Annotated in this window: 20 protein-coding genes and 1 pseudogene; 4 read left to right on the plus strand and 17 right to left on the minus strand. The window is 62.9% G+C overall.

What is annotated here, in order from left to right; all coding sequences use genetic code 11:
* Window positions 1-56 precede the first annotated feature (56 nt).
* The 3 genes from NKJ64_RS24325 to NKJ64_RS24335 all read right to left on the minus strand — a co-directional run bounded on the left by NKJ64_RS24325 (window position 57) and on the right by NKJ64_RS24335 (window position 3,326).
* On the minus strand, window positions 57-1,088 hold the full coding sequence (locus NKJ64_RS24325) for an Hsp33 family molecular chaperone (RefSeq protein WP_027049368.1): 1,032 nt from the start codon (window positions 1,086-1,088) through the stop codon (window positions 57-59).
* Between the two features lie 108 nt (window positions 1,089-1,196).
* Window positions 1,197-2,108, minus strand: a complete 912-nt coding sequence (gene argF, locus NKJ64_RS24330) for an ornithine carbamoyltransferase (RefSeq protein ID WP_023681949.1) — start codon at window positions 2,106-2,108, stop codon at window positions 1,197-1,199.
* An 18-nt stretch (window positions 2,109-2,126) separates the two neighbouring features.
* Complete coding sequence (locus NKJ64_RS24335; protein ID WP_023681950.1) at window positions 2,127-3,326, minus strand: aspartate aminotransferase family protein; 1,200 nt, start codon at window positions 3,324-3,326, stop codon at window positions 2,127-2,129.
* A 358-nt stretch (window positions 3,327-3,684) separates the two neighbouring features.
* Between NKJ64_RS24335 and NKJ64_RS24340 the strand changes: the two genes are divergently transcribed.
* On the plus strand, window positions 3,685-4,203 hold the full coding sequence (locus NKJ64_RS24340; RefSeq protein ID WP_023669627.1) for a GcrA family cell cycle regulator: 519 nt from the start codon (window positions 3,685-3,687) through the stop codon (window positions 4,201-4,203).
* A gap of 130 nt (window positions 4,204-4,333) precedes the next feature.
* On the opposite strand, the gene NKJ64_RS24345 is transcribed toward NKJ64_RS24340, so the two are convergent.
* The 3 genes from NKJ64_RS24345 to NKJ64_RS24355 all read right to left on the minus strand — a co-directional run bounded on the left by NKJ64_RS24345 (window position 4,334) and on the right by NKJ64_RS24355 (window position 7,540).
* Window positions 4,334-5,341: a magnesium and cobalt transport protein CorA gene (locus NKJ64_RS24345; protein ID WP_023669626.1), complete on the minus strand. Its 1,008-nt coding sequence runs from the start codon at window positions 5,339-5,341 to the stop codon at window positions 4,334-4,336.
* A 95-nt stretch (window positions 5,342-5,436) separates the two neighbouring features.
* Complete coding sequence (phoU, locus tag NKJ64_RS24350; protein WP_023692535.1) at window positions 5,437-6,159, minus strand: phosphate signaling complex protein PhoU; 723 nt, start codon at window positions 6,157-6,159, stop codon at window positions 5,437-5,439.
* Window positions 6,160-6,274: 115 nt separating this feature from the next.
* Window positions 6,275-7,540: an ATP-binding protein gene (locus NKJ64_RS24355; protein ID WP_023826797.1), complete on the minus strand. Its 1,266-nt coding sequence runs from the start codon at window positions 7,538-7,540 to the stop codon at window positions 6,275-6,277.
* Window positions 7,541-7,642: 102 nt separating this feature from the next.
* Between NKJ64_RS24355 and ppk2 the strand changes: the two genes are divergently transcribed.
* Window positions 7,643-8,548 carry a polyphosphate kinase 2 gene (ppk2, locus tag NKJ64_RS24360; RefSeq protein WP_023738211.1) on the plus strand — a complete coding sequence of 302 codons (906 nt, stop codon included), beginning with the start codon at window positions 7,643-7,645 and terminating at the stop codon, window positions 8,546-8,548.
* A 201-nt stretch (window positions 8,549-8,749) separates the two neighbouring features.
* Here the strand turns inward: ppk2 and NKJ64_RS24365 are convergent, their stop codons facing one another.
* Window positions 8,750-9,388 (minus strand): acyl-homoserine-lactone synthase, encoded by a 639-nt coding sequence (locus tag NKJ64_RS24365; protein ID WP_023749998.1) that lies wholly within the window; start codon window positions 9,386-9,388, stop codon window positions 8,750-8,752.
* A 275-nt stretch (window positions 9,389-9,663) separates the two neighbouring features.
* Window positions 9,664-10,395, minus strand: coding sequence for a helix-turn-helix transcriptional regulator (locus tag NKJ64_RS24370; protein ID WP_023669621.1), 732 nt, complete (start codon window positions 10,393-10,395; stop codon window positions 9,664-9,666).
* Between the two features lie 303 nt (window positions 10,396-10,698).
* Here NKJ64_RS24370 and NKJ64_RS24375 point away from each other — a divergent pair, with 303 nt between their 5' ends.
* Window positions 10,699-11,508 (plus strand): ABC transporter substrate-binding protein, encoded by an 810-nt coding sequence (locus tag NKJ64_RS24375; RefSeq protein WP_502902888.1) that lies wholly within the window; start codon window positions 10,699-10,701, stop codon window positions 11,506-11,508.
* A 34-nt stretch (window positions 11,509-11,542) separates the two neighbouring features.
* Here the strand turns inward: NKJ64_RS24375 and NKJ64_RS24380 are convergent, their stop codons facing one another.
* Window positions 11,543-11,956 (minus strand): tellurite resistance TerB family protein, encoded by a 414-nt coding sequence (locus NKJ64_RS24380; protein ID WP_023703444.1) that lies wholly within the window; start codon window positions 11,954-11,956, stop codon window positions 11,543-11,545.
* 156 nt (window positions 11,957-12,112) lie between these two features.
* On the opposite strand from NKJ64_RS24380, the gene NKJ64_RS24385 reads away from it, so the two are divergent.
* A complete protein-coding gene (locus tag NKJ64_RS24385) occupies window positions 12,113-13,762 on the plus strand; it encodes a lysine--tRNA ligase (RefSeq protein ID WP_023732412.1) in 1,650 nt (549 codons plus the stop codon).
* On the opposite strand, the gene NKJ64_RS24390 is transcribed toward NKJ64_RS24385, so the two are convergent.
* From NKJ64_RS24390 to NKJ64_RS24420, 8 genes and pseudogenes are all read right to left on the minus strand, one after another.
* Complete coding sequence (locus NKJ64_RS24390) at window positions 13,725-14,597, minus strand: thermonuclease family protein (protein WP_023738208.1); 873 nt, start codon at window positions 14,595-14,597, stop codon at window positions 13,725-13,727. The two genes, NKJ64_RS24385 and NKJ64_RS24390, sit on opposite strands and share 38 nt — an antisense overlap.
* An 8-nt stretch (window positions 14,598-14,605) precedes the next feature.
* Complete coding sequence (locus NKJ64_RS24395) at window positions 14,606-15,256, minus strand: S24 family peptidase (protein ID WP_023681959.1); 651 nt, start codon at window positions 15,254-15,256, stop codon at window positions 14,606-14,608.
* 304 nt (window positions 15,257-15,560) lie between these two features.
* Window positions 15,561-15,721, minus strand: a pseudogene (locus NKJ64_RS30550) (thioesterase family protein); the annotation flags it as partial.
* Between the two features lie 11 nt (window positions 15,722-15,732).
* Window positions 15,733-17,952, minus strand: a complete 2,220-nt coding sequence (locus NKJ64_RS24400) for a 3-hydroxyacyl-CoA dehydrogenase NAD-binding domain-containing protein (RefSeq protein ID WP_352463476.1) — start codon at window positions 17,950-17,952, stop codon at window positions 15,733-15,735.
* A 23-nt stretch (window positions 17,953-17,975) separates the two neighbouring features.
* Window positions 17,976-19,184, minus strand: a complete 1,209-nt coding sequence (locus NKJ64_RS24405; protein WP_352463477.1) for an acetyl-CoA C-acetyltransferase — start codon at window positions 19,182-19,184, stop codon at window positions 17,976-17,978.
* Window positions 19,185-19,215: 31 nt separating this feature from the next.
* On the minus strand, window positions 19,216-20,385 hold the full coding sequence (locus tag NKJ64_RS24410; RefSeq protein WP_352463478.1) for an acyl-CoA dehydrogenase family protein: 1,170 nt from the start codon (window positions 20,383-20,385) through the stop codon (window positions 19,216-19,218).
* 232 nt (window positions 20,386-20,617) lie between these two features.
* Window positions 20,618-22,426: an acyl-CoA dehydrogenase gene (locus NKJ64_RS24415; protein ID WP_023726837.1), complete on the minus strand. Its 1,809-nt coding sequence runs from the start codon at window positions 22,424-22,426 to the stop codon at window positions 20,618-20,620.
* Window positions 22,427-22,701: 275 nt separating this feature from the next.
* Window positions 22,702-23,160, minus strand: coding sequence for a MerR family transcriptional regulator (locus NKJ64_RS24420; RefSeq protein ID WP_023669610.1), 459 nt, complete (start codon window positions 23,158-23,160; stop codon window positions 22,702-22,704).
* Window positions 23,161-23,552 lie beyond the last annotated feature (392 nt).

Here is a 23,552-nt window from a genome sequence, read left to right on the forward strand (position 1 = left end):
CCCCTCATCCGCCCTTCAGGCACCTTCTCCCCGTGAACGGGGAGAAGGAAGAGATGCTACTGAGCTGCAAACTCCGCCGGGTCGAAGTCGTACTGCTTCGAGCAGAACTCGCAGGCGACGTGGATGCCGCCATCTTCGGTGCTGTCCTTGATCTCCTGCGCGGAAAACCCCTCGAGGATGCCGCGTATCTTGTCCCTTGAGCAGGAACATTGGTCGGCGACCGGCACGCCGCCGAAGACGCGCACGCCATGTTCGTGGAACAGCCTGTAGAGCAGCCGCTCGGCGCCGATGGTCGGGTCGATCAGCTCGGTCGGCTCGATGGTGCCGAGCAGCGCCACCAGCTCGCGCCACGAATTGTCGGCCGGCTCCTGCGTCACGTCACGCGGATCGCCGTCGCCGCCCGAAATGTCCGGCACGCGCATGCGCTCGGGTGACTGCGGCAGGAACTGCGCCAGGATACCGCCGGCGCGCCACTGCTCGCGCGCACCGCCGGGGCCGGGCGTCAGCAGCTTGGCCACCGACAGCCGGAGGTCGGTCGGGATCTGCTCCGACTGGCGGAAATAGGTGCGCGCGGCGTCTTCCAGCGTCTCGCCGTCGAGCTGGACGATGCCCTGATAGCGCTGCGTGTGCGCGCCCTGGTCGATGGTCAGCGCCAAAACGCCGCTGCCCAGCAGCGTCTGCTGCGAGGTCTGGCCTGCGGCCACCAGGGCCTCCAGCCGGTCGGCATCGAAGCGCGCATAGGCGCGCAATGCCGAAGGCGTGGAGAAATCCGCGACCAGCATGTCGACAGGCCCGTCGGTGCGGGTCTGCAGGATGAACTTGCCTTCAAATTTGAGCGAAGTGCCGAGCAGCACCGTCAGCACACAGGCTTCCGCCAGCAGGCGGGCGACCGGCTCGGGATAGTCATGACGGTTGAGGATGGCGTCGAGCATCGGCCCGAGCTGCACGGTGCGGCCGCGCACGTCGAGCGGGCCTACCTCGAAGGGCACGACATGATCGTCGCCGGCATAGCCGAACTCGCCGAGTTTGGGGTGATGTTCAGTCACTTGATGCGTTTCCAACATGACAAAGCTCCAGGGCGCGGCCATGCGGCCCGGAGGGGTGCATGCGTCCAAACGCGCTTGATTTGCGTGATGGGGCGCAAATAGGCATCGCGCCGCCCCGGATCAAGCGCTTGGAGATCAAGCGCCTGGAGATCAAGCGCCCAGACACCAGGCCAAAACCGCCTTCTGGGCGTGGAGCCGGTTCTCGGCTTCGTCGAAGACCACCGAATGCGGACCGTCGATGACCTCGTCGGTCACTTCCTCGCCACGATGGGCCGGCAGGCAGTGCATGAACAGGGCGTCGGGCTTGGCCCTGGCCATCAGCGCCGCATTGACCTGATAGGGCGAGAAGACATTATGGCCGCGGGCGCGGTGTTCCTGGCCCATCGACACCCAGCAGTCGGTGACGATGCAGTCGGCCTGGTCGACGGCCTCTTCGGGCGAGCGGGTGAAGTGCAGCTTGCCGCCATTGGTCTTCGACCAGTCGATGTGCTTCTGCGCCGGCTCGCTGCCTTCCGGTACGGCGACATTGAGGTTGAAGCGGAACCGCGCCGAGGCCTCGAGCAGCGAATGCAGCACGTTGTTGCCGTCGCCGGTCCAGGCGATGGTCTTGCCGGCAACCGGACCGCGATGCTCCTCGAAGGTCATGATGTCGGCCATCAGCTGACAGGGATGGGTGTCGTCGGTCAGCCCGTTGATGACCGGAATCGTGGCATTCTCGGTCAGCTCGAGCAGCCGCTCATGCGACGTGGTGCGGATCATGATGGCGTCCACATAGCGCGACAGCACCTTGGCGGTGTCGGCAATGGTCTCGGAGCGGCCGAGCTGCATTTCGGTGCCGGTCAGCATGATGGTCTCGCCGCCGAGCTGTCGCATGCCGACGTCGAAGGACACGCGCGTGCGCGTCGACGGCTTGTCGAAGATCATGGCCAGCACCTTGCCTTCGAGCGGTTTGGTCCGTTCGCCGGCCTTGAGGCGCGCCTTGCGCACCACCGCATCGTCCAGCATCAGGCGCAGATCGCCTTCGGAAACGGCGGAAAGATCGGTGAAATGGCGAAGGCTCATCGGGAATGGTTCTCGGGATTACTTCGCGGCGGCCGCGGCGATGGCGTCGGTCAGGCCCTTGGCGCCGGCGCGGATGCGATCGAGCGCTTCGCCGATCTCGGCGTCGGTGACGGTCAGCGGCGGCAGCAGACGAATGACGTTGTCGCCTGCCGGCACCGCCAGCAGATGCTGGTCGCGCAGCGCCATGTTGACCTTGGTGTTGGGCATGGCGCATTTCAGGCCAAGCATCAGGCCGCTGCCCCTGATGCCTTCGATGACATCAGGAAATTCGTCGGCGACCGCCGCCAGGCCCTGCTTCATCAGCAATGCCTTGCGCTGGACGTCTTCGAGGAAGCCGTCTTCCAGCACGACGTCGAGCACAGCGTTGCCGACCGCCATGGCCAGCGGATTGCCGCCGAAAGTGGTGCCATGCACGCCTGCCGTCATGCCGACGACAGCGTCGTCGGTGGCGAGGCACGCGCCCATCGGGAAGCCGCCGCCAATGCCCTTGGCAATCGCCATGATGTCGGGCGTCACGCCGGTCCATTCATGCGCGAACAGCTTTCCGGTGCGACCGATACCGCACTGGACCTCATCGAAGATCAGCAGCAGGCCATGCTGGTCGCAGAGCTGCCGCAGCCGCTTCAAGGATTGCGTCGGCACCGGGCGGATGCCGCCCTCGCCCTGTACCGGTTCGATCAGGATCGCGGCGGTCTCTGGTGTGATCGCCTTCTCGGCGGCGTCGATGTCGTCGAAGCCGACCTGGTCGAAGCCTTCGACCTTGGGGCCGAAGCCTTCGAGATATTTGTACTGGCCGCCGGCGGCGATGGTCGCCAGCGTGCGGCCGTGGAAGGCGCCTTCGAAGGTAATGACCCGGAAGCGCTCGGGATGGCCCTTGACGAACTGGTAGCGCCGCGCCGTCTTGATCGCGCATTCGAGCGCCTCGGCGCCGGAATTGGTGAAGAACACCTTGTCGGCGAAGGTGGCGTCAGCCAGCCGCTCGCCGAGCCGGGCCTGCCCCGGGATCTCGTAGAGATTGGAGACGTGCCAGAGCTTGGCCGCCTGTTCGGTCAGCGCCGAGACCAGATGCGGATGGCTGTGGCCCAACGAATTGACCGCGATGCCGCCAGCGAAATCGAGATATCGCTCGCCCTTGTCGGTAACCAGCCAGGTGCCTTCGCCATGGTCGAAGGCCAAAGGGGCGCGGGCAAAGGTCTCGTAAAGCGCCGAACCGCTCATTATATGCGTCTCCGGTACCGGAAAAATCAAAAAAGCCGCCAAAGCGGCGGCCTTTGCGGCTTATCGTGTTTTTCGGCCATGAAGTCAACGAAAACGTCGCGCAGAGGCGCGCGGCAAGCTCCCGACGAGACGCCGGCTCATAAGCGACCGGGCAAGTTGGGGAAAACCTAAAAAACCGATTCGTGTTGCACCTGGGACTCTTGTCACCGAGTCAACACATGAGGTAATTGTAGTCGGGAAATAACTAGATTTCGTGCGGCGGACCTAATCACCTAATATATGTGGTGTCTGCCCCGGCAAAGATTGCCGGGTCGGGAACGGATTCCGGCTGCCGCACACATAGCAGGAGCGCGGTCTCATGAACTGGACTGACGAGCGGGTCGAACTTCTCAGGAAACTGTGGTCGGAGGGCTTGAGCGCAAGCCAGATCGCCGCACAACTCGGCGGGGTCAGCCGCAACGCGGTCATCGGCAAGGTGCACCGGCTGAAGCTGTCGGGCCGCGGACGCTCGACCGCGACGCCGGCGCGTCAGAAGAAGACAACGCAGGGATCTTCGATCCAGAAATCGGTGCCTCGCGCCGCAACCACGCAGCGCCATGTCACGACGTCGATCGGGGCGAACGCGCTGCAGGCGCAGTTCGACGCCGAGCCAGTGGCGCGCCACTACATCCGCCCGGTCGAAAACGTCGTCGTGCCGATCTCGCGGCATCTGCAGCTCACCGATCTCACCGAGCGCACCTGCAAATGGCCGAATGGCGACCCGCTGTCGGAAGACTTCAACTTCTGCGGCAACGAGGCGGCTGAAACCGGACCTTACTGCAAGTACCACGCAAGGGTGGCGTTCCAGCCAGCTTCAGAGCGGCGCAGGAGCCGGTAGTTAGGAATAGGGATTGGGGACTGGGCAGTAGGGAATGGGGTAGCGCTCGTGAGGCGCTACCTTATACTGCCTACTGCCTACTGCCTACTGCCTACTGCCTACTGCCTACTGCCTACTGCTGCCTGCCCCCTCACAGCCACCCACTCTTCCGAAATCGCCAATACAAAAACGAGCAGATCAGCGCGATCGAGACCAATACGACGGGATAGCCGTATTGCATCTTCAGTTCCGGCATGTCGTCGAAATTCATGCCGTAAATGCCGGCGAGCGCCGTCGGCACCGCCAGGATCGCCGCCCATGAGGCCAGCTTCTTGGTGTTCGCGGTTTCCTGGCTCTGGCCGACCAGCAGGCTGGCTTCGAAAGCGAACGCCAGAACCTCGCGCAGGCTGTCGATCTTTTCCTGCACGGTGCGGATATGGTCGGTGACATCGCGAAACAGCGGATGCATGGCGGTATGGATCTGCGGCAGGTCGGCGCTGGTCAGCCGGCGGCAGACCTCGACCAGCGGCAGCGCCGCATTGCGCAGGCGCAACAGATCGCGGCGCAGCATGTAGAGCCGCTCGATGTCGGGACCGGTCATCGGCTTCAGCAGCACCCTGTCCTCGATCGCCTCGACCTCGTCCTCGATCTGCTCGAGCACCGGCATGTAGTTGTCGACGATGAAGTCGAGAATGGCGTAGAGGACGAAATCCTCGCCCTTGGCCAGTGAGTGCGGACAGCTTTCCCAGTGCTGGCGCACGGCGGCGTATGAGGTCGAGGGACCATGCCTGACGCTGACGATATAGCCTGAGCCGACGAACAGATGCGTCTCGCCGAAGGTGACGCGTCCGTCGATCAGCTGTGCAGTGCGGGCAACGATGAACAGCGCATCGCCATATTGCTCGATCTTCGGCCGCTGGTGCGGATGTTCGGCGTCTTCAATCGCCAGCTCATGCAAATGGAATTGCGCCTTGACGCGCAGCAGAAGCTCGCGGTCGGGTTCGAGCAGCCCGATCCAGACGACATGGCCCGACTTCTTGGCCCATTCACCGGCTTCCTCGATCGGAATGTCGGCGATCCGCTTGCCGGCGGTGTAGACGCTCGACGCGATGATGCCGGACGATGCCGGCGCCGGCTTGAACTCTCGGACATATTCCATCGCAGCCTCCTGAGCGCCTGGCCTTGGCCAGGAACCGAGACGCTAACATCCGGGCAGTTTAGCGCAATATGATTAAGCGTTCGAGGGGCGCGCGATCACTTCACCGGCAGCGCCGGCAGGGCAACCTTGTCGGTCTTGTCGCCCTTTGGACGCTCGGCCGGCAACTGCTCGCCGGTGACGATGTAGTAGATCGTCTCGGCAATGTTGGTGGCGTGGTCGCCGATGCGCTCGATGTTCTTGGCGCAAAACAGCAGATGCGTGCACGGCGTGATGTTGCGCGGATCTTCCATCATGTAGGTCAAAAGCTCGCGAAACAGCGAGGTGTACATGGCGTCGATCTGGTCGTCGCGGTCGCGAACGAAGCCTATTTTCTCGACCGAGCGCGAGGCATAGACGTCGAGCACTTCCTTGAGCTGGGTCAAAGCGAGTTCGGCCAGCGCCTCGAGGCCGCGAAACAGGCTGGTCGGCTGGCGGCCGTCAATGACGCTGACCACACGCTTGGCGACGTTCTTGGCGAGGTCACCGACCCGTTCGAGGTCGGCCGAAATGCGGATGGCGCCGACGATCTCGCGCAGATCCGTCGCCATGGGCTGGCGCTTGGCGATGATGACGATGGCTTTGTCGTCGATTTCGCGCTGGCCATCGTCAAGCACGATGTCGTCGCGGATGACCTTCTGGGCGAGGCCGGGATCGGCATTGACCAGCGCCTGGATCGCCTGCTCGACCATGCGCTCGGCATGGCCGCCCATCGCAGCGATGCGCTTCGCCAGGTATTTCAGCTCTTCGTCATAGGCGCTGACAATGTGTACGGACTGCATGGGCGAAATGCCTTCCTTAAATCTTTGGCCTTTTGCGTCGTTTCCTCGACCCCTGTGCTGATACGCTAGCCGGATGACAGAAAGAAGAAACAGGCAGTTAGCAGATAGTACCGCCTCAGCCTGCCGGCAAATGGACCGTGAACGCCGCGCCCTTGCCAACCTCCGACTTGATCGAAAGCCGGGCGTTGTGGCGCGTCAGAATATGCTTGACGATGGACAGGCCAAGACCGGTGCCTTTCTGGGTGCGGCTGCTCTCCACGTCGACGCGATAGAAGCGCTCGGTAATGCGCGGTATGTGCTCTTCCGGGATGCCCGGGCCATAGTCCCTGATGGTGACATCGATGCCCGGTTCCGGGCCGGCCTCGCCCCGCGCGATCGACACCGTGACGCGTCCGCCAGGCTGGCCGTATTTGCAGGCGTTTTCCAAGAGATTCTCGAACACCTGGAACAGCTCGTCGCGGTCTCCGGGCACGTCGAGCGGCCCCTCGGCGTAGCCGCGTTCGATGACGACGCCGTTCTCGCTGGCGAGCGGGCCCAGTGAATCGATGACGCTGTCGATGGTCTGGCGCAGATCGACCTCGGTTCCCGGCCTCAGGTAAGGCTTCATTTCAAGCCTCGACAGCGACAGGAGATCGTCGATGAGGCGCGCCATGCGGCCGGTCTGGTTCTGCATGATCTGCAGGAACTGCTCGCGCGCCGCCGGATCGTTGCGGGCCGGGCCGCGCAACGTCTCGATGAAGCCCGAGATCGAAGCAAGCGGGGTGCGCAACTCGTGGCTGGCATTGGCTATGAAGTCAGCGCGCATGCGGTCGATGCGGCGCGTCTCACTCTGGTCCTTGAATACCAGCACATAGAGATCGGTGGCGTGGCCGACCGAGGACGCGCTGACCCGGTAGGCGCGTTCCACCGGCAGCTTCTCGGTGTAGTCGACGGCATCGGAGGCGACGGCTCCCGACAGTACGCCGTCCAGCAATGCCTGCATTTCCGGGGCGCGGAATTTCAGCGACAGCGACAGGCCGGGCGCGATGCCGCCAAAGGCGGCATAGGCGGCGGCATTGGCGTGGACGATGGTGGCGGTGCGGTCGAAGATGATCAGCGGATCGGCAACGGCAGCCGCAAGATATTCGCCGGAAAGCCGCTGCAGCCCGCTCGCCTCGACCGTGGTAATGGTCTCAGCAGACCGGCTGGCGCCACCGGTTGGCAGAAGCGCGGCGGCCAGCAGCACCGTCAACGCAGCCAGGACGACATAGGCAGAGATACCGGCAAACCCATAAACGGCCATGATGGCGATCGCACCGGCGGCAAGCAGCCATCGGCTGTTCCACAGCCGGCCGGCGACGGCCTGCCCCGTGGTTGTCCGCTCTGCGCCGGTGTCAGCCATTCGTGCTTTCCGTGCTTCTGCGCCGGTCCCGCCGAAACTTCCGCTGGACCGGGTTTGAGGCCCCCCATAGCATGAGTCCGCAGGCTGGAAAGGTTCGTCTCGATGAAAAAAGCCAAGGAAAGTCCCGCCGCAGAGCCGGCAAAGGGGCCGCTGAAGATCAAGGTGGACGGCAAGGAGCGGGAGTTCGACATCGAAAACCCCGAGCTTCCCAGCTGGATCGAGGACCACAAACTGACCGCAGGCGACTACCCCTACGACAAGAAAATGAAGAGCGAGGAGTATGACGAGACGCTGGAGCGGCTGCAGATCGAACTGGTCAAGGCGCAGGCCTGGCTGCAGGCGACCGGCAGCAGAGTGATGTCGCTGTTCGAGGGGCGCGATGCCGCCGGCAAGGGCGGCACCATCTCGGTGCTGCGCCAGTATCTCAATCCTCGAACCGCGCGCAATGTGGCGCTGACCAAGCCGACCCCAACCGAAGTCGGGCAATGGTACTACCAGCGCTACGTCGCCCATTTCCCGACATCGGGCGAATTCGTCACCTTCGACCGGTCCTGGTACAACCGCGGCGGCGTCGAGCCGGTGATGGGCTTCTGCACACCGGAACAGCATGCAAAATTCCTCGACGAGACGCCGCATTTCGAGCGGATGATCTCCAACGACGGCATCTATTTCTTCAAATTCTGGCTCAACATCGGCCGCGAAACCCAGCTCGAACGGTTTCACGACCGCCGCTGGTCTCCGCTGAAGAACTGGAAGTTCTCGCCGATCGATATTGCCGGCATTACCAAATGGGACGACTACACCAAGGCGCGCGACCAGATGGTCGAGCGCACGCACAAACAGTTCGCGCCCTGGATCATCGTGCGGGCCAATGACAAGCGACGCTCGCGGCTGGCCGTCATGCGGCGCATCCTGTTGTCACTGCCCTATGATGGGCGCGATCTCGACGCCATCGGCAAGGAAGATAAGAAGATCGTCGGCGACGGGCCGTCGTTTCTCGAGAAGTAGAGACGGGCCTCGATAGGCAGAGGCTGAAATTACAGAGCCCACCCCCACACGGAGGTGGGCTCTGTGGCCATTGTCTAAAGCGCATCGCATTTGAACGGATTCACGCGACGCGCTTTAGGTCTTTGTTTCATGCATGTCGTTCTCTCAAAACCGGGGCCACTTTGAGCGACATGCATTAAAGCGCGTCGGGTGAAGACAGTCTCACGACGCCTGCCGCATGCCGAGCATGTGGGGGGTGCCCCTGGCCAACACCGGGGCGTGATGGTTGCGGCGCGAACGCACGACATCCAGCGTATGCTCGTTGAAGGTCAGCAGTGTGGCGACGACCTGCTGGTTGCCATAGGTGCGCTGGTAACCGAGCGGCGTCGCCAGGAAGTGCAACTGCAGCGTCCGCAGCACCCACACCGGCTCGACCTCGATAATGACCTGATCGACATTGCGAGCAAGGCCCCATTCGACGAAGCCGGCGATCAGTTCGGTGCCGACCGTAGACACGCCGCGCTTGCCATCGCGAAAGCCTGGCGCCACCGCGTAACGGGTTAGCTCCCAGACATTCGGTCCCGAAGGGCGCTTTCCCTCGCAGAGTTCCGGCATCACATCGCTAAGGAGATGCGGCCGTGTGGTCGGCAGCATCCGATGATAGCCTGCAAGCTCGCCATTGCGTATGACAAGGTGGTGTTCGGCCTCATTATGGTCGAATTGATCGATTTCGAGGCCGTCCGGGCGATCGAGATCGGTCCACCGCATCTCATCGACGAAGACCTTGTAACGCAGGCGATGGACGGCCTCCCATAGGTCGGGACGTTCCATCAGTTGTTGAGTGGTAAGGGAAAATAGCATTAGCCGTCTCCTGGGCTTAAGAGGAAGATACGGCCGGGCTTTCCCGAAAAAATTGCGCGAAGGTGTTGGCAAGGATTTCCAGGCTGCCACAGCCGACATGGCTAATATAGCTGCGTCTAAACGCCTCCGCGATGGCGTGCACCCTGTTGGCGACGCCGAGTCTGCTTTTGGCGTTAAGAAAGCATTAGCCGTCTCAAGAGGACGACAGGGGCCGGTCTTTTCTGAAATTATGACGCCAACAATGCGGCCATAAATTTCGGGCCGCCAGAACCGGCCTAGCTGATATAGCCGTGCCTGACTGCTTCGGCGACTGCCTGCACACGGTTGGCGGCGCCTAGTTTGCTCTTGGCGTTGAGAAGGTGTTTCTCAGAGGTATGCTCCGAGATGCCGAGGATCTGCGAAATCTCCCACTCGGATTTTCCGACCGCCGCCCATTGCAGGCATTCGCGCTCGCGCGGCGTCAATTCAATGTGATCGATAGATTTGCCGGCCGTCGTTTGAAGCTGCATGGCGCGGCCGATGGCATAGGTGGAGGCCAGCGAGACCATTGCGAATTCGGCTTCGGACAGTTCGACCGCCTCACCGCCCAGCGAGACCAGCGCGATCTGGCCTTCGAGCGTGATCAGCGGGAAGGCGAGGCCGTCACGCAGCTTGAACTGGCGGGCGTCGCGCATTACCTCGGCGCTGCTCTTGTCGGCGGGCATGCTTTGAACGGCATCGCGCCATTGGAATGGCGCCCGAAACTGCTTCAAATGGCTGACGACCGGATCGTGGTCGACGTAGTTGCGCGATAAGTAACGCTCCAGCCATTCGCTAGGCCAATCGCAGAGCAGCACATGGTCCTTCGTCTGGCTGCTTGGTGTACCGGGCTGCGGCACCGTTGCGGCTATCAGGGCCGTCAATCCGAAATTCGAGGTGACACTAAGTAGCTGCTCGCACACCGCAGCCGACGTGTCGGCACGCTGCACCCGGTCAATATATTCAAGTGTCCGGTCAAAATAACCCATCGCAACATCTACCCCATGTTGCCTACCGCTCTTGAGACCGATGCTACGTGCCTGCCCCGCACTTAGCCATCAACCCCGGATTGCAAAGCCACATCCTTAGCTTCTCTAACGCCAGCGACCGCCAACCCCGGGCCGACTCTGTGCGGCTATTTGCAACCTCGCCAAAGCATAACCCGAAATTTGCCCGTTGAAATCAAAAACAATTGTGCCTGCGCCGTTTTCGTATCACAAGCCAACGGTCAAGACGGGCGGAGTTTTTTCGTGACACCTCGCTGGATAGCCATCGCCTTGCTGTCGATGCTGATGGGAGTGCAGCCGTTTGCCGGCGATGCGCGGGCAGCGGAACCGCAGGTACCGGTGCTTTGGGATGCCAAGGAGCGGCTGCCGAAACCGGACCTTTCGGCGCTGCCGAGGCTCAGGTTCCTCACCACAACCGATTTCCCGCCCTTCAACTTTCTCGACGGCACGGGCCGATTGTCCGGCTTCCACATCGACCTGGCGCGGGCGATTTGCGCCGAACTCGACATCGCCGACAAATGCCAGATCCAGGCGCTGCCCTGGGCCGAACTCGACGACGCGTTGCAGAAGGGCGAAGGCGAGGCGATCATCGCCGGCATCGCCGCTACGCCGGAGACGCGGGCGAAGTACAGCTTTTCGCGCTCCTATCTACAGTTTCCGGCGCGCTTCATCATGCCGAAGACCAAGGCCTTCGCGGAGCCGATCCTCGACAAATTGCGCTCGAAGCGGGTCGGCGTGCTGGCCGGCTCGGCGCATGAAAAGATGCTGCGCGATTATTTCGGCACCGTGCAGATCATCCGCTTCGACCGGCCGGAAGACCTCTACAGCGACTTGAAGAGGGCCAAGATCGATGCCGCCTTCGGCGACGGCATGCGCTTTTCCTTCTGGCTGGGCGGCACGGACGCCGCCGGTTGCTGCCGCTTCGCCGGTGGACCCTACCTGGCGCCGGAATATCTGGGCTCCGGCATGACCATTGCCACCCGGGCCAGCGACCCAGCGCTGGTCGCAGCCATGGACTACGCGCTGCAGGAGATATCGGTGAAAGGCACCTTCGCCGAATTCTACTTGCGCTATTTCCCGGTCAGTTTCTTCTGATCCGGTTCCCGGTCCGCTTTTTCTAGGGGCTGGATCAGGTCAGCGTGCGCAGGCGGGCCTTCGCCCCGCGCGCGATGGCTGCGGCGGTCAGCGTGTCGAGATCGAGCTCACGCCGGATCAACTGCAGCACCCGCAATTCCTCCATGCGCATTTCTAGATCGACGGCGGCAACCTCGAAGGCCGCGGCATAGGCGGTGTCGTGCAGCCGTTCGGGCAAAATCTCGGCGACACGCTCGAGCACGCCTTCCAACCCATCCTTTTCATGCAGCATCTTCTGGCAGTCCTGCGCAATGGCGATCAGCCTGTCCTGCTTGAAATCCTCGAACACCGGCCAGCTGCGGACGACGTCGCCGATGCGCGCCAGTTCGATATCGGTCATGTCGCGATCGGAAGCCGAGGTGATGACCATCAGGTAGATCAGGGCTTCATGGGTGGACGGCAACGGCATTCAAAACTCCTTGATAGTGAGGGTCGAAGGTAGGGACGCCACGGCGCCGTCGCAACGAAAACGCCTGATATCGTTGACGCTCCGCCCTGTCGCGCCTAGAGACCCGGTTGAAAAATCTTACCAGCCGCGAAAGCCGGCCATGACTGGAACTTTGACATGACGGGATCAAACATCGCCGATCTCAACCCCGAAATGCTTGCGGCAGCCGCCGAAAGCAAGGCCTGGCCGTTCGAGGAAGCCAAAAAGATCATCGAGCGCTACAAGGGCGGCGACTTCCCGGAGATCGTCCTGTTCGAGACCGGCTACGGCCCGTCGGGCCTGCCGCATATCGGCACGTTCGGCGAGGTCGCGCGCACCTCGATGGTGCGCCATGCCTTTCACGTGCTGACCGGGAACAAGGTCAAGACCAAGCTGCTCTGCTTCTCCGACGATATGGACGGCATGCGCAAAATCCCCGACAATGTGCCGGATCGCGCAGCGCTCGAGCCCTATCTGCATATGCCGCTGTCGGCGGTGCCCAATCCGTTCGGCGGCGACTATCCGAGCTTTGGCGACCACAACAACGCGATGCTGTGCCGCTTCCTCGACACGTTCGGCTTCGACTACGAATTCGCCAGCGCCACGCAGTACTACAAGGCCGGCCGCTTCGATGCGATGCTGGTGCGCGCCGCCGAGCGCTATGAGCAGATCATGGCGGTGATGCTGCCGACGCTGGGGCCGGAGCGGCAGGCAACCTACAGCCCGTTCCTGCCGATCTCGCCGAAGAGCGGGCGCGTGCTCTACGTGCCGATGAAGCATGTCGACGCCAAGGCCGGCAACATCACCTTCGACGATGAGGGCACCGAGACCACGCTTTCGGTGACCGGCGGGAAGGTCAAGCTGCAGTGGAAGCCGGATTTCGGCATGCGCTGGGCAGCGCTCGGCGTCGATTTCGAAATGTTCGGCAAGGACCACCAGACGAACGCGGTGATCTACGACCGCATCTGCAACATTCTCGGCGGGCGCGCGCCCGAGCATTTCGTCTACGAACTGTTCCTGGACGAGAACGGCCAGAAGATCTCGAAGTCGAAGGGCAACGGGCTGACCATCGACGAATGGCTGCGCTACGCGCCGACCGAAAGCCTCGGCCTCTATATGTATCAGCGGCCAAGGCAGGCGAAAAAGCTCTATTTCGACGTCATCCCACGCGCCGTCGACGAGTACTACACCTTCCTCAACGCCTATCCGCGCCAGGACTGGAAGGAGCGGCTGGGCAATCCGGTCTGGCACATGCATGACGGCAAGCCGCCTTCCATCGACATGCCGGTGCCGTTCTCGCTGCTGCTCAACCTGGTCAGCGCCTCCAACGCGCAAAACAAGGATGTGCTGTGGGGCTTCATCTCGCGCCATGCATCTGGCGTGACGCCGGCGACGCATCCCGAACTCGACCAGCTGGTCGGTTTCGCCATCCGCTACTTCGACGATTTCGTGAAGCCGACGAAGACCTTCCGGCCGGCCGACGATGTCGAACGCGTGGCGCTGGAAGCGCTTGGCAACGCGCTTGCTGGCCTGCCGGCCGGCGCCGACGGCGAAGCGATCCAGAACGCTTCGCTCAACGTGGCGCGCAAGATCGAACGCTATCAGGACCATTCGAAGAAGAGCCCGGACGGCGGCCCTGGTGTCTCGGGCGCTTTCTTCCAGATGATCTACCAGGTGCTGATCGGCCAGGAACGCGGACCGCGCTTCGGTTCGTTCGCAGCCCTCTACGGCATCGCCGAAACCCGCGCGCTCATTGAGCGGGCGCTGGCTGGTCAGCTGGCGGCGTAATTTCCGTCCCGGACGGCGGCGTGTCTATCGCCGGGGCATCGAGGATCGGTTGCGACGCCGTCGGTGCCACAACAGGCGTTGGCGCCGGTGGCAGGCCGCCAAGATCGGGCGCGGCGCCGAAGACGCCCTTCTTGGCGGCGCGCGCCTTGTCGCCCGCTTCGACATAGGGGCCGGCTGCCGTGGCGCGCGCCCAGCCGTTTTCGACCAGCCACTGGCCGACATCCAGCTTGCCGATGCGGCATTCGGCGGCGATCAGCGCACGGTCGGCCTCCGGCGGCACCTTGCAGGCAACGGCCCGGCCGCGCAGGAAAGACCGGAACGCGGTGCGCGCCCTGATACCGCAAGCCCAGGACTTGCCGCCCTCGGTGCAGGTCTCGTCTTGCCTGACGATGTCGATGCCGGAGACCGTCACGGAATAACCATTGGCTTCGATCAGGCCGGCGGCGGCCGCGACCGGCTGGAACAGTTTTGTTCCTCCCCAGTCGTCGACCGCTCTGCGCCCACGCGGCTTGGGCGGCCCGGCCAGCGCCAGGTCGCTCAGCGGCGCGCGTGGCTCAACCCGTTCAAGTTCTTCTACCGGCAGCGGCGGCGGAGCGATGGCCTCGGGATCGATCGCCCTCGAATGCACCTGAGGCGAGTGCATCGGAGGCTTGACGGGCCGGACCTCGGGGATCGCCGACGTCGCCGGCTCCTCGGGCACGGCCTCGGTGTCCGGGTCGATCTGGTCGACGGTGATGGCGGGGCCGTCGCGATGCAGCGCGCGACCGCCGGCGACGACAATGGCGACCATCACCGGGATCGCCAGGAGGGCTATGAGGATTTGAAGCAGACGCACCGCGAGACCTACTGGCTTGCCCAGACGATCCGCGCCACCCATTCGACATCGCGCATCGCGATGTCGCGGTCCGGGTGGTCGGGGTTGAGCGAAATCAGCACGATCGATTTCGTCGTCTGGCGGTCGAGCACCTTGGCCATGACTTCGCCGGCATTGGTCTTGACGACGACGCGGTCGCCCTTGCGGGTAGCGGCGCCCGGCTCGACGATCAGCACATCGCCATTGCGGTACAGCGGCAGCATGGAATCGCCCTGCACCTTCAACGCATAAGAGGTTTCGGTCGCCCGTGCCGGAAGCTCGACAAGGTCCCAGCCCTGGCCTGAGGGATAGCCGGCATCATCGAAGAAGCCGCCGGCGCCGGCCTGGGCAAAGCCGAGCAGCGGCACCGCCGAACGCTGCGCGGCTACCGAGCCCGAAGCGGCCTTGGCACGGCCTTCGACCAGCCCGGTGAATTCGTCGAGCGAGGCGCCGGTCGCCTCGATGATCTTCGCCAGCGATTCGGTCGACGGCCAGCGCGGCCGTCCATCCGAGGACAGCCGCTTCGATTTGTTGAAAGCGGTGGAGTCCAGACCGGCTCGCCGGGCCAGGCCGGAGGCCGACAACGAATAGCGCTCAGCGAGAGCGTCGATGGCTGCCCAAACTCGGTCATGCGAGAGCAATTCGCTCTCCTCAAAACAGGAAAAAATACCTTTTCCTTCTAACGCGCGGTCATCCGATTGTCCACCGGCGCGCGGCCCGATCCCCTAAAAAGCTGTGTGCGGCGAAGTCGTCATGGATGCCTCAAACTGCCTTGGCAAGGCTGCGCAATCCCTGGTCGGAGCTCATGAAACCCCGCTCGGCCTAGGTCGGCGGTCGCGGTTGAACGGAGCGGGCAAGCGTACTGTTGGACGCGCCAAGGACGCTGTAGCATTTTGATTTGGCGCATGACCCCGAAAATCGATTCCGATTTTCGGGGTCATGCGCGAGGTCGGCGAGCATCATGTAGCGGGCGTTGTTGAGATGGAGGTTGAAGTCGATCTCGGTCGGCAGGCAGCGAAAAGCCAGTCGGCTTTCGCTACCGACCGCATAAGGCCACGGCGCCTTGCCGTGGCCATCATGCGCGCAAGGCGCCCCCAGACGTACATGGGGCGCTAGCTCAAGCGGCCTTCTGCACCTCGCCTTTCGCATAGGGATCGAAGCGCTGGTAGAAGGTCTCGCCCTTCTCGGCCAGGTCGAGCAGCAGCTTGGGCGCCTTGAACTCGGCGCCGTATTTCTTCTGCAGGCCTTTGGCTATTCTGACGAACTCCCTGGCGCCGATGCCGTCAATATAGGACAGCGCGCCGCCGGTGAATGGCGCGAAACCAAAGGCGAGGATCGACCCGAGATCGGCCTCACGCGGATCGGTGACGATGCCTTCCTCCATCACCCGGGCCGCTTCCAGCGCAATGGTTACCAGCAGGCGCTGCTGCAGTTCCTCATAGTCGACCTTCTCGGCCTCCAGCTGCGGATAGAGATCCTTCAGGCCCGGCCACAGCTTCTTCTTGGCAGGCTTGGCGGGATAGTCGTAAAAACCCTTGCCGTTCTTGCGGCCGAAGCGGCCATGGGTGTCGACCAGCGTGTTGATCAACGCCATCTGCCTGGGGTCGACGGCCTTGTCGCCGAGGTCCCTGATGGTCTGCTTCATGATCTTCTGGGCAAGGTCGATCGCCGTCTCGTCGGTCAGCGCCAGGGGGCCGACCGGCATGCCGGCGGCCTTGGCGGCGTTCTCGATCATCGGCGCCGGAACGCCTTCGATCAGCATCTTGTAGGCTTCCGACATGTAGCGCAGCACGCAGCGGTTGACGTAGAAGCCGCGCGTGTCGTTGACGACGATCGGCGTCTTCTTGATGGCGCGCACGAAATCGATCGCGGTGGCCAGCGCCTTGTCGCCGGTCTTCTTGCCCAAAATGATCTCGACCAGCATCATCTTGTCGACCGGCGAGAAGAAGTGGATGCCGACGAAATTCTTCGGCCGCGCCGAATTCTTGGCCAGTGCGGTGATCGGGATGGTCGAGGTGTTGGAGGCGAAGATCGCCGACGATTTCAGCACGGCTTCGGCCTGCTCGGTGGCAGCCTTCTTGACGGCCGAATCCTCGAACACCGCCTCGACCACCAGATCGCAGCCGGCGAGATCGGCATAGTCGGCCGACGGCGTGATCAGCGACAGAAGTCTGTCCTTCTCCTCGGGCTTGACGCGGCCCTTCTTGACCTGATCGGAGATCAGGCTGTCGGAATGCGTCTTGCCCTTTTCGGCCGACGCCATGTCGCGGTCGAGCAGGACGACCGGGATGCCAGCCTTGGCGGTGACAAAGGCGATGCCGGCACCCATGAAGCCGGCGCCGAGAATACCGATCTTCTTGAACTTGGTCTCCGGCACGCCGGCCGGGCGGCGGGCGCCCTTGTTGAGCTCCTGCAGCGAGACGAACAGCGAGCGGATCATCGCTGCTGCTTCCTTGGACTGCATGATTTCGGTGAAATAGCGCTGTTCGATGCGCAGACCGGTGTCGAACGGCACCAGCAGGCCCTCATAGACGCATTTCAGGATGGCCGCGGCGGCCGGATAATTGCCGTAGGTCTCGCGACGCAGGATGGCGATGGCCGGCGGCCACAGATTGAAGCCGGCGGGCGAATAGATCAGGCCGCCGGGCAGCTTGAAGCCCTTCTCGTCCCAGGGTTGGACGGCTTTCAGGCCGTTCCTGATCATCGCCTTGGCGGTCTCGATCAGCTTGCCGGGTTCGGCGATCTCGTGGATCAGCCCCATCGCCTTGGCTTTCTGCGGCGACAGCGTCTGGCCGGTGGTCAGCATCTGCAACCCCTGCTGCTGGTCGGTCAGGCGCGGCACGCGTTGGGTGCCACCGGCGCCGGGGAAGATGCCGACCTTGACTTCCGGCAAGGCCATCTTGACCTTTTCGGAGTCAGCGGCAACGCGGCCATGACAGGCCAGCGACAGCTCGAACGCGCCGCCCATGCAGGTACCGTTGATCGCCGAGACCCAAGGTTTGCCCGACGTTTCGAGCTTGCGCCACAAGCCACCCATGCGGCCGGCATTGTCGAACAAAAGCTGTGCCGCCTTCTCCGGGTCCTTGGTCTTCTCCTTGGCAAATACGGCCAGCATCTTCTGCAGCATGGTCAGGTCGGCGCCGCCGGAGAAGCTGTCCTTTCCCGAGGTGATCACCGCGCCCTTGATGGCGGCGTCGGCCACCACCTGGTCGATGATCTTGTCGAGCTCGTTCATCACCTCTTCGGTGAAGACGTTCATCGAGCGGTCCGGCATGTTCCAGGTGACCAGCGCGATGCCGTCTGCGTCGGTGTCGACCGTGAAGTTTGTATAAGTCATGTCTCTCTCCTTCCGGCCGAAAATCAGACGCGTTGGATAATCGTTGCGGTGCCCATGCCGGCGCCGATGCAGAGCGTCACCAGAGCGGTGTTCAAATCGCGGCGCTCGAGCTCGTCCAGCACCGTGCCCAGGATCATCGCGCCCGTGGCGCCGAGCGGATGGCCCATGGCGATAGCGCCGCCATTGACGTTGATCTTGTCGTGCGGGATGTCGAAGGCCTGCATGTAGCGCAGCACCACCGAGGCGAAGGCCTCGTTGAGCTCGAACAGGTCGATATCCGACAGCTTCATCTTGGCGCGCTTCAGAAGCTTCTCGGTGACGTCGACCGGACCGGTAAGCATCAGCACCGGCTCGGAGCCGATGTTGGCAAAGGCGCGGATGCGGGCGCGTGGCTTCAGGCCCATCGTCTTGCCGGCCTTCTTCGAGCCGAGCAGTACGGCGGCCGCACCATCGACGATGCCGGACGAGTTGCCGGCATGGTGGACGTGGTTGACCTCTTCCACCTCAGGGTGCTTCTGCACGGCGACCGCGTCGAAGCCGCCCATTTCACCAGGCATGACGAAGGACGGGTTGAGCGAGGCCAGCGACTGCATGTCGGTCGACGGCCGCATATGCTCGTCATGATCGAGGATGGTGAGGCCGTTCTGGTCCTTGATCGGTATGACGGAGTTCTTGAAACGGCCATCGGCCCAGGCCTTGCCCGCACGCTTCTGGCTCTCGACCGCATAGGCATCGACGTCGTCGCGCGAAAAACCATACTTGGTGGCGATCAGGTCGGCCGAAATGCCTTGCGGCACGAACCAGCCGGGCAGGCCGACGGACGGGTCCATGAACCACGCGCCGCCCGAGGCGCCCATGCCGACGCGCGACATCGATTCCACGCCGCCTGCAATGACGATCTCGTCGGCGCCTTGAGCGATCTTGGCGGCGCCGAAATTGATGGCGTCGAGGCCTGAGGCGCAGAAGCGCGAGATCTGCATGCCCGGCGCCTTGTTATCGTAGCCGGCCTCGAAGGCGGCGGCACGCGGAATGACGGAGCCGGCTTCGCCGACCGGATCGACGCAGCCGAAGATGATGTCGTCGACGTTTGCGGTGTCGAGGCCGTTGCGGTCGCGCAACGCCTCAAGCGTCCTGGCGGCGAGCCGCACCGCCGGCACCTCGTGCAGCGAGCCATCCTTCTTGCCCTTGCCGCGCGGTGTGCGCACGGCGTCATAGACATAAGCTTCGGCCATTTGCTTGCTCCTTGCTTTGCCGACGTCGCTCTCAGAGAGAGCGGCCGATCAGCAATTTCATGATCTCGTTGGTGCCGCCGTAGATGCGCTGGACGCGGGCGTCGCGGAACATGCGGGCGATCGGATATTCATTCATGTAGCCATAGCCGCCATGCAATTGAAGGCATTCGTCGACGACTTTTCCCTGCAGGTCCGAGAGCCAGTATTTCGCCATCGACGCCGTCACCGGATCGAGGCCGTCATTGATGTGGCGGGTGACGCAATCATTGTAGAAGACCCGGCCGATGGTCGCCTCGGTCTTCAGTTCGGCGAGCTTGAACTGGGTGTTCTGGAACTCGATGATCGCCTTGCCGAAGGCCTTGCGATCCTTGACGTAGTCGATGGTCAGCGCAAGCGCGCGTTCGATCATGGCGATGGCGCCGGTGCCGATCTGCAGGCGCTCCTGTGGCAATTGCTGCATCAGCTGGATGAAGCCCTGTCCCTCTTCGTGGCCAAGCAGGTTCGAGGTCGGCACGCGCATATCATTGAAGAACAGCTCCGACGTGTCGTTGGCCTTCAGGCCGATCTTGTCGAGGTTGCGGCCGCGTTCGAAGCCTTCGGCCTCGTCGGTCTCGACGACGATCAGCGAGGTGCCCTTGGCGCCTTTGGCCGGATCGGTCTTGGTGACGACGATGATGAAATTGGCCAGTTGGCCATTGGTGATGAAGGTTTTCGAACCGTTGATCTTGTACTGGTTGCCGTCCTTCTCGGCGCGCGTCTTGACGCCTTGCAGGTCGGAGCCGGCGCCCGGCTCGGTCATGGCGATGGCGCCGATCAGTTCGCCGGTCGCCAGTTTCGGCAGCCATTTCTTCTTCTGCTCTTCCGAGCCGTAGTGAAGGATGTAAGGAGCAACGATCGCGTTGTGGAGACCGATGCCGAAACCGTCGACGCCGACGTGGCCAATTGCCTCGATGATGGCGCTCTCATGCGCGAAGGTGCCGCCGGAGCCGCCATATTCCTCCGGCATCGAGGCGCAGAGCAGGCCGGCGGAACCTGCCTTGCGCCAGCTCTCGCGGTCGACCATCTCGTTCTTCTCGAACTCGTCGTAGCGCGGCGCGATCTCTTCCGACATGAAGCGATGCGCCATGTCGTAGAGCATGCCGACTTCGTCCGCCGCCCAGGCTGGCTTCGGCAAAGAGAGCACTTCTGATGGATTTGTCATGCCGTTTCTCCCGCGCCAACGTCCCCCTCCCCCTCGAGGGGAGGGTGGCCGCGAAGCGGTCGGGTGGGGTCGCCGATGACGTGCTCGACCTTATCTTCGGAATTGACGCGGGTTTGGGGCATTGCGATCATCTCCTACCAAAGCGCCAACCAGCCGGCGCACTGCACGCAAGGACCCCTCCCGGCCCTTCGGGCCACCCTCCCCTCAAGGGGGAGGGGGACGCCAGCCATTTCTAGAACGCTTCCGCAGGCAGCGCCATTAGCGTGTCCGCACCACTGGAAATGCGGGCGAGATGTGCCGATGTCTCGGGCATGATCCGCTCCATGAAGAAGCGCGCCGTCACCACCTTGTTGTCGTAGAAAGCCCCATTTTCGTGGACAGATTGGGAGCCATTGGCGCCGGTCTTGCCGAGCGCGGCCTTGGCCATCTGCGCCCACATGTAGCCGAGCGCCACAAGGCCAAAGAGATGCATGTAGTCGGTGGATGCGGCGCCGGCATTGTCGGGCTTGGCCATGCCGTTCTGCACCAGCCACATCGTCGCCGCCTGCAGATCGTTGAGGCCCTTCTTCAACGCCTTGGTGAACGGCGCCAGCTTCTCGTCGGCACGGTTCTCCTCGCAGAACTCGCCGACGTCCTTGAAGAAAGCCTGCACTGCGCGGCCGCCATTCAGGCCAAGCTTGCGGCCGACGAGGTCGAGCGCCTGGATGCCGTTGGCGCCTTCATAGATCATGGCAATGCGGGCATCGCGCACGAACTGGCTCATGCCGTGTTCTTCGATGTAGCCGTGGCCGCCGAACACCTGCTGCGCCATGACGGCATGGTCGAAGCCCTTGTCGGTGAGCACGCCCTTGATCACCGGCGTCAGCAGGCCCGTATAGTCGTCGGCCGCCTGGCGATCCTTGTCGTCGGCGGAGCGGTGGGCGATGTCGGACTTGATCGCCGTCCACAGCGCCAGCGCGCGGCCGGCCTCGTTGAAGGCCTTCATGGTCATCAGCGAGCGGCGGATGTCGGGATGCACGATGATCGGATCGGCTTGTCTGTCCGGCGCCTTGGCGCCAGACAGCGAGCGGCCCTGCAGCCGGTCCTTGGCGTAGGAGACCGCGTTCTGGTAGGCGATCTCGGACAGCGACAGGCCCTGCAGGCCGACGCCGAGCCGGGCTTCGTTCATCATCGTGAACATCGCCTTCAGGCCGCCATTGGCCTCGCCGAGCAGCGTGCCTTCGGCCTCGTCATAATTCATGACGCAAGTCGAATTGCCGTGGATGCCCATCTTCTCCTCGATCGACCCGCAGGAGAGCGTGTTCTTCTCGCCCGGATTGCCCGAGGCATCGAGCTTCAGCTTTGGCACGATGAACAGCGAGATGCCCTTCACGCCTGCCGGCGCGCCTTCGATGCGGGCCAACACGAGATGAACGATGTTTTCCGACATGTCGTGCTCGCCGGCCGAGATGAAGATCTTCTGGCCGGATACCTTGTAGGTGCCGTTGCCGTTCGGCACCGCCTTGGTGCGCAGCAGGCCGAGATCGGTGCCGCAATGCGGCTCGGTCAGGTTCATGGTACCGGTCCAGGACCCCTCGACCAGCTTCGGCAGCCATGTCGCCTTCTGCTCGTCGGTGCCGTGTGTGATGATCGCCGCGATCGCGCCTTGCGTCAGGCCGGGATACATCATCAGCGCCATGTTGGCCGAAACCATGTATTCGGCAACCGCGGTGTGCACGGCATAGGGCAGCCCCTGGCCGCCGAACTCGATGGGCGCCGCCAGTCCCATCCAGCCGCCTTCGCGATACTGGTCGTAGGCTTCCTTGAAGCCCTTCGGCGTCGTCACCGAGCCGTCCTCATGGCGCACGCAGCCTTCCATGTCACCGACGCGGTTCAGAGGATGCATAACGTTTTCGGCGAGCTTGGCGCCTTCGGCGAGGATCGCCTCGACAACGTCGGGCGTCGCGTCGGCAAATCCGGGAAGGTTGGAGTAGCGCTGATAACCCAGCACCTCGTTGAGCACGAACAGCGTGTCCTGGACCGGCGCCCTGTAGATCGGCATGTGTTTCCTCCACCATGCGGGTCTTGGCCGCGAGATCGGGCCCCGAAACATGAGGTTGGGGGCGGCATGCGGGCCAATCTTGAAAGCGGGATAGCAAAAATTGACGTTTGCGTAAACGTCAATTTTGTCGCCGCGACAAAATTTACCTATGCCAGCCTGTCGGCACGAGCGGTGCATGGCTTTGCGCAAAGCGAGGGGGGTCAAACAAAAAGAGCCGCGTGGGCGGCCGCGCGGCTCTTCCGTTCAAAGCTTTCGCCGGGAGCTGCGGAGCGAAATCAGCTGGCGGCGCTGGCCGGGGCCGAACGCTCGGACAGCATCTGGCGCACGGCCGACATCGAGCCGCTCAACTCGTTGATGGCGTCGTCGATCAGCGCGCGCTGCTTCTGCAGGCGGGCAAGCTGCTTCTCCGACTTGTCGAGAGCCAGCCGCAGCTGCTTGGTGTTGGATCCCGTCGGATCGTAGAGATCCATCATCTGCTTGACGTCGCGTAGCGAGAACCCGACCTTGCGGCCGAGCAGGATCAGCTTCAGCCGCGCCTTGTCGCGACGCGTGTATAGCCGCGTCGCCCCATCGCGCTTTGGATTGAGCAGGCCCTTGTCTTCATAGAAACGCAGCGTGCGCAGCGTCACGCCGTATTTCTTGGCCATCTCGCCGATGCGCACGAGCTCCTCACTGGCTTCGGCAGACATATTGTTGGTGTTGGCCGCGGCTTCGCCGGGCGAAACAAGTTTCATAGTCACTGGCTTTCCCCTGTCGTGGCATCGCGGTCTCGGACCTTGCAACGCCTGAGTGGAAGCGGGGGCATGCTTCCAGTCGTGGTTTCAACTAATTCATCGCAAAAGGCACGAACGGCGCCCCTCTTACGTTTACGTCAATTCTATATCGATAGCCGCCGCATGACGCAAGGGCGTTCTGGGATTGCGAAACCTTATGCCGCACCCCCGGCGCCGGGTCCGAACGGGCACCGCCTGTATTTCAGCAATGCCGTAACTTCTTAAGCTTGGTTAACACCTTGTTTACCACGATGAGTGAAATGTACGGATGTCGGTCACCCGTGTTTATCCTGTAGCGAATTTTTCACGGTTTTTCGGAGAGCGGGCCTGGCCCGGGAAGCTCGTCTTCCGCC

This window comes from Mesorhizobium sp. M0062, from assembly GCF_040323125.1.
Lineage (GTDB): Bacteria > Pseudomonadota > Alphaproteobacteria > Rhizobiales > Rhizobiaceae > Mesorhizobium.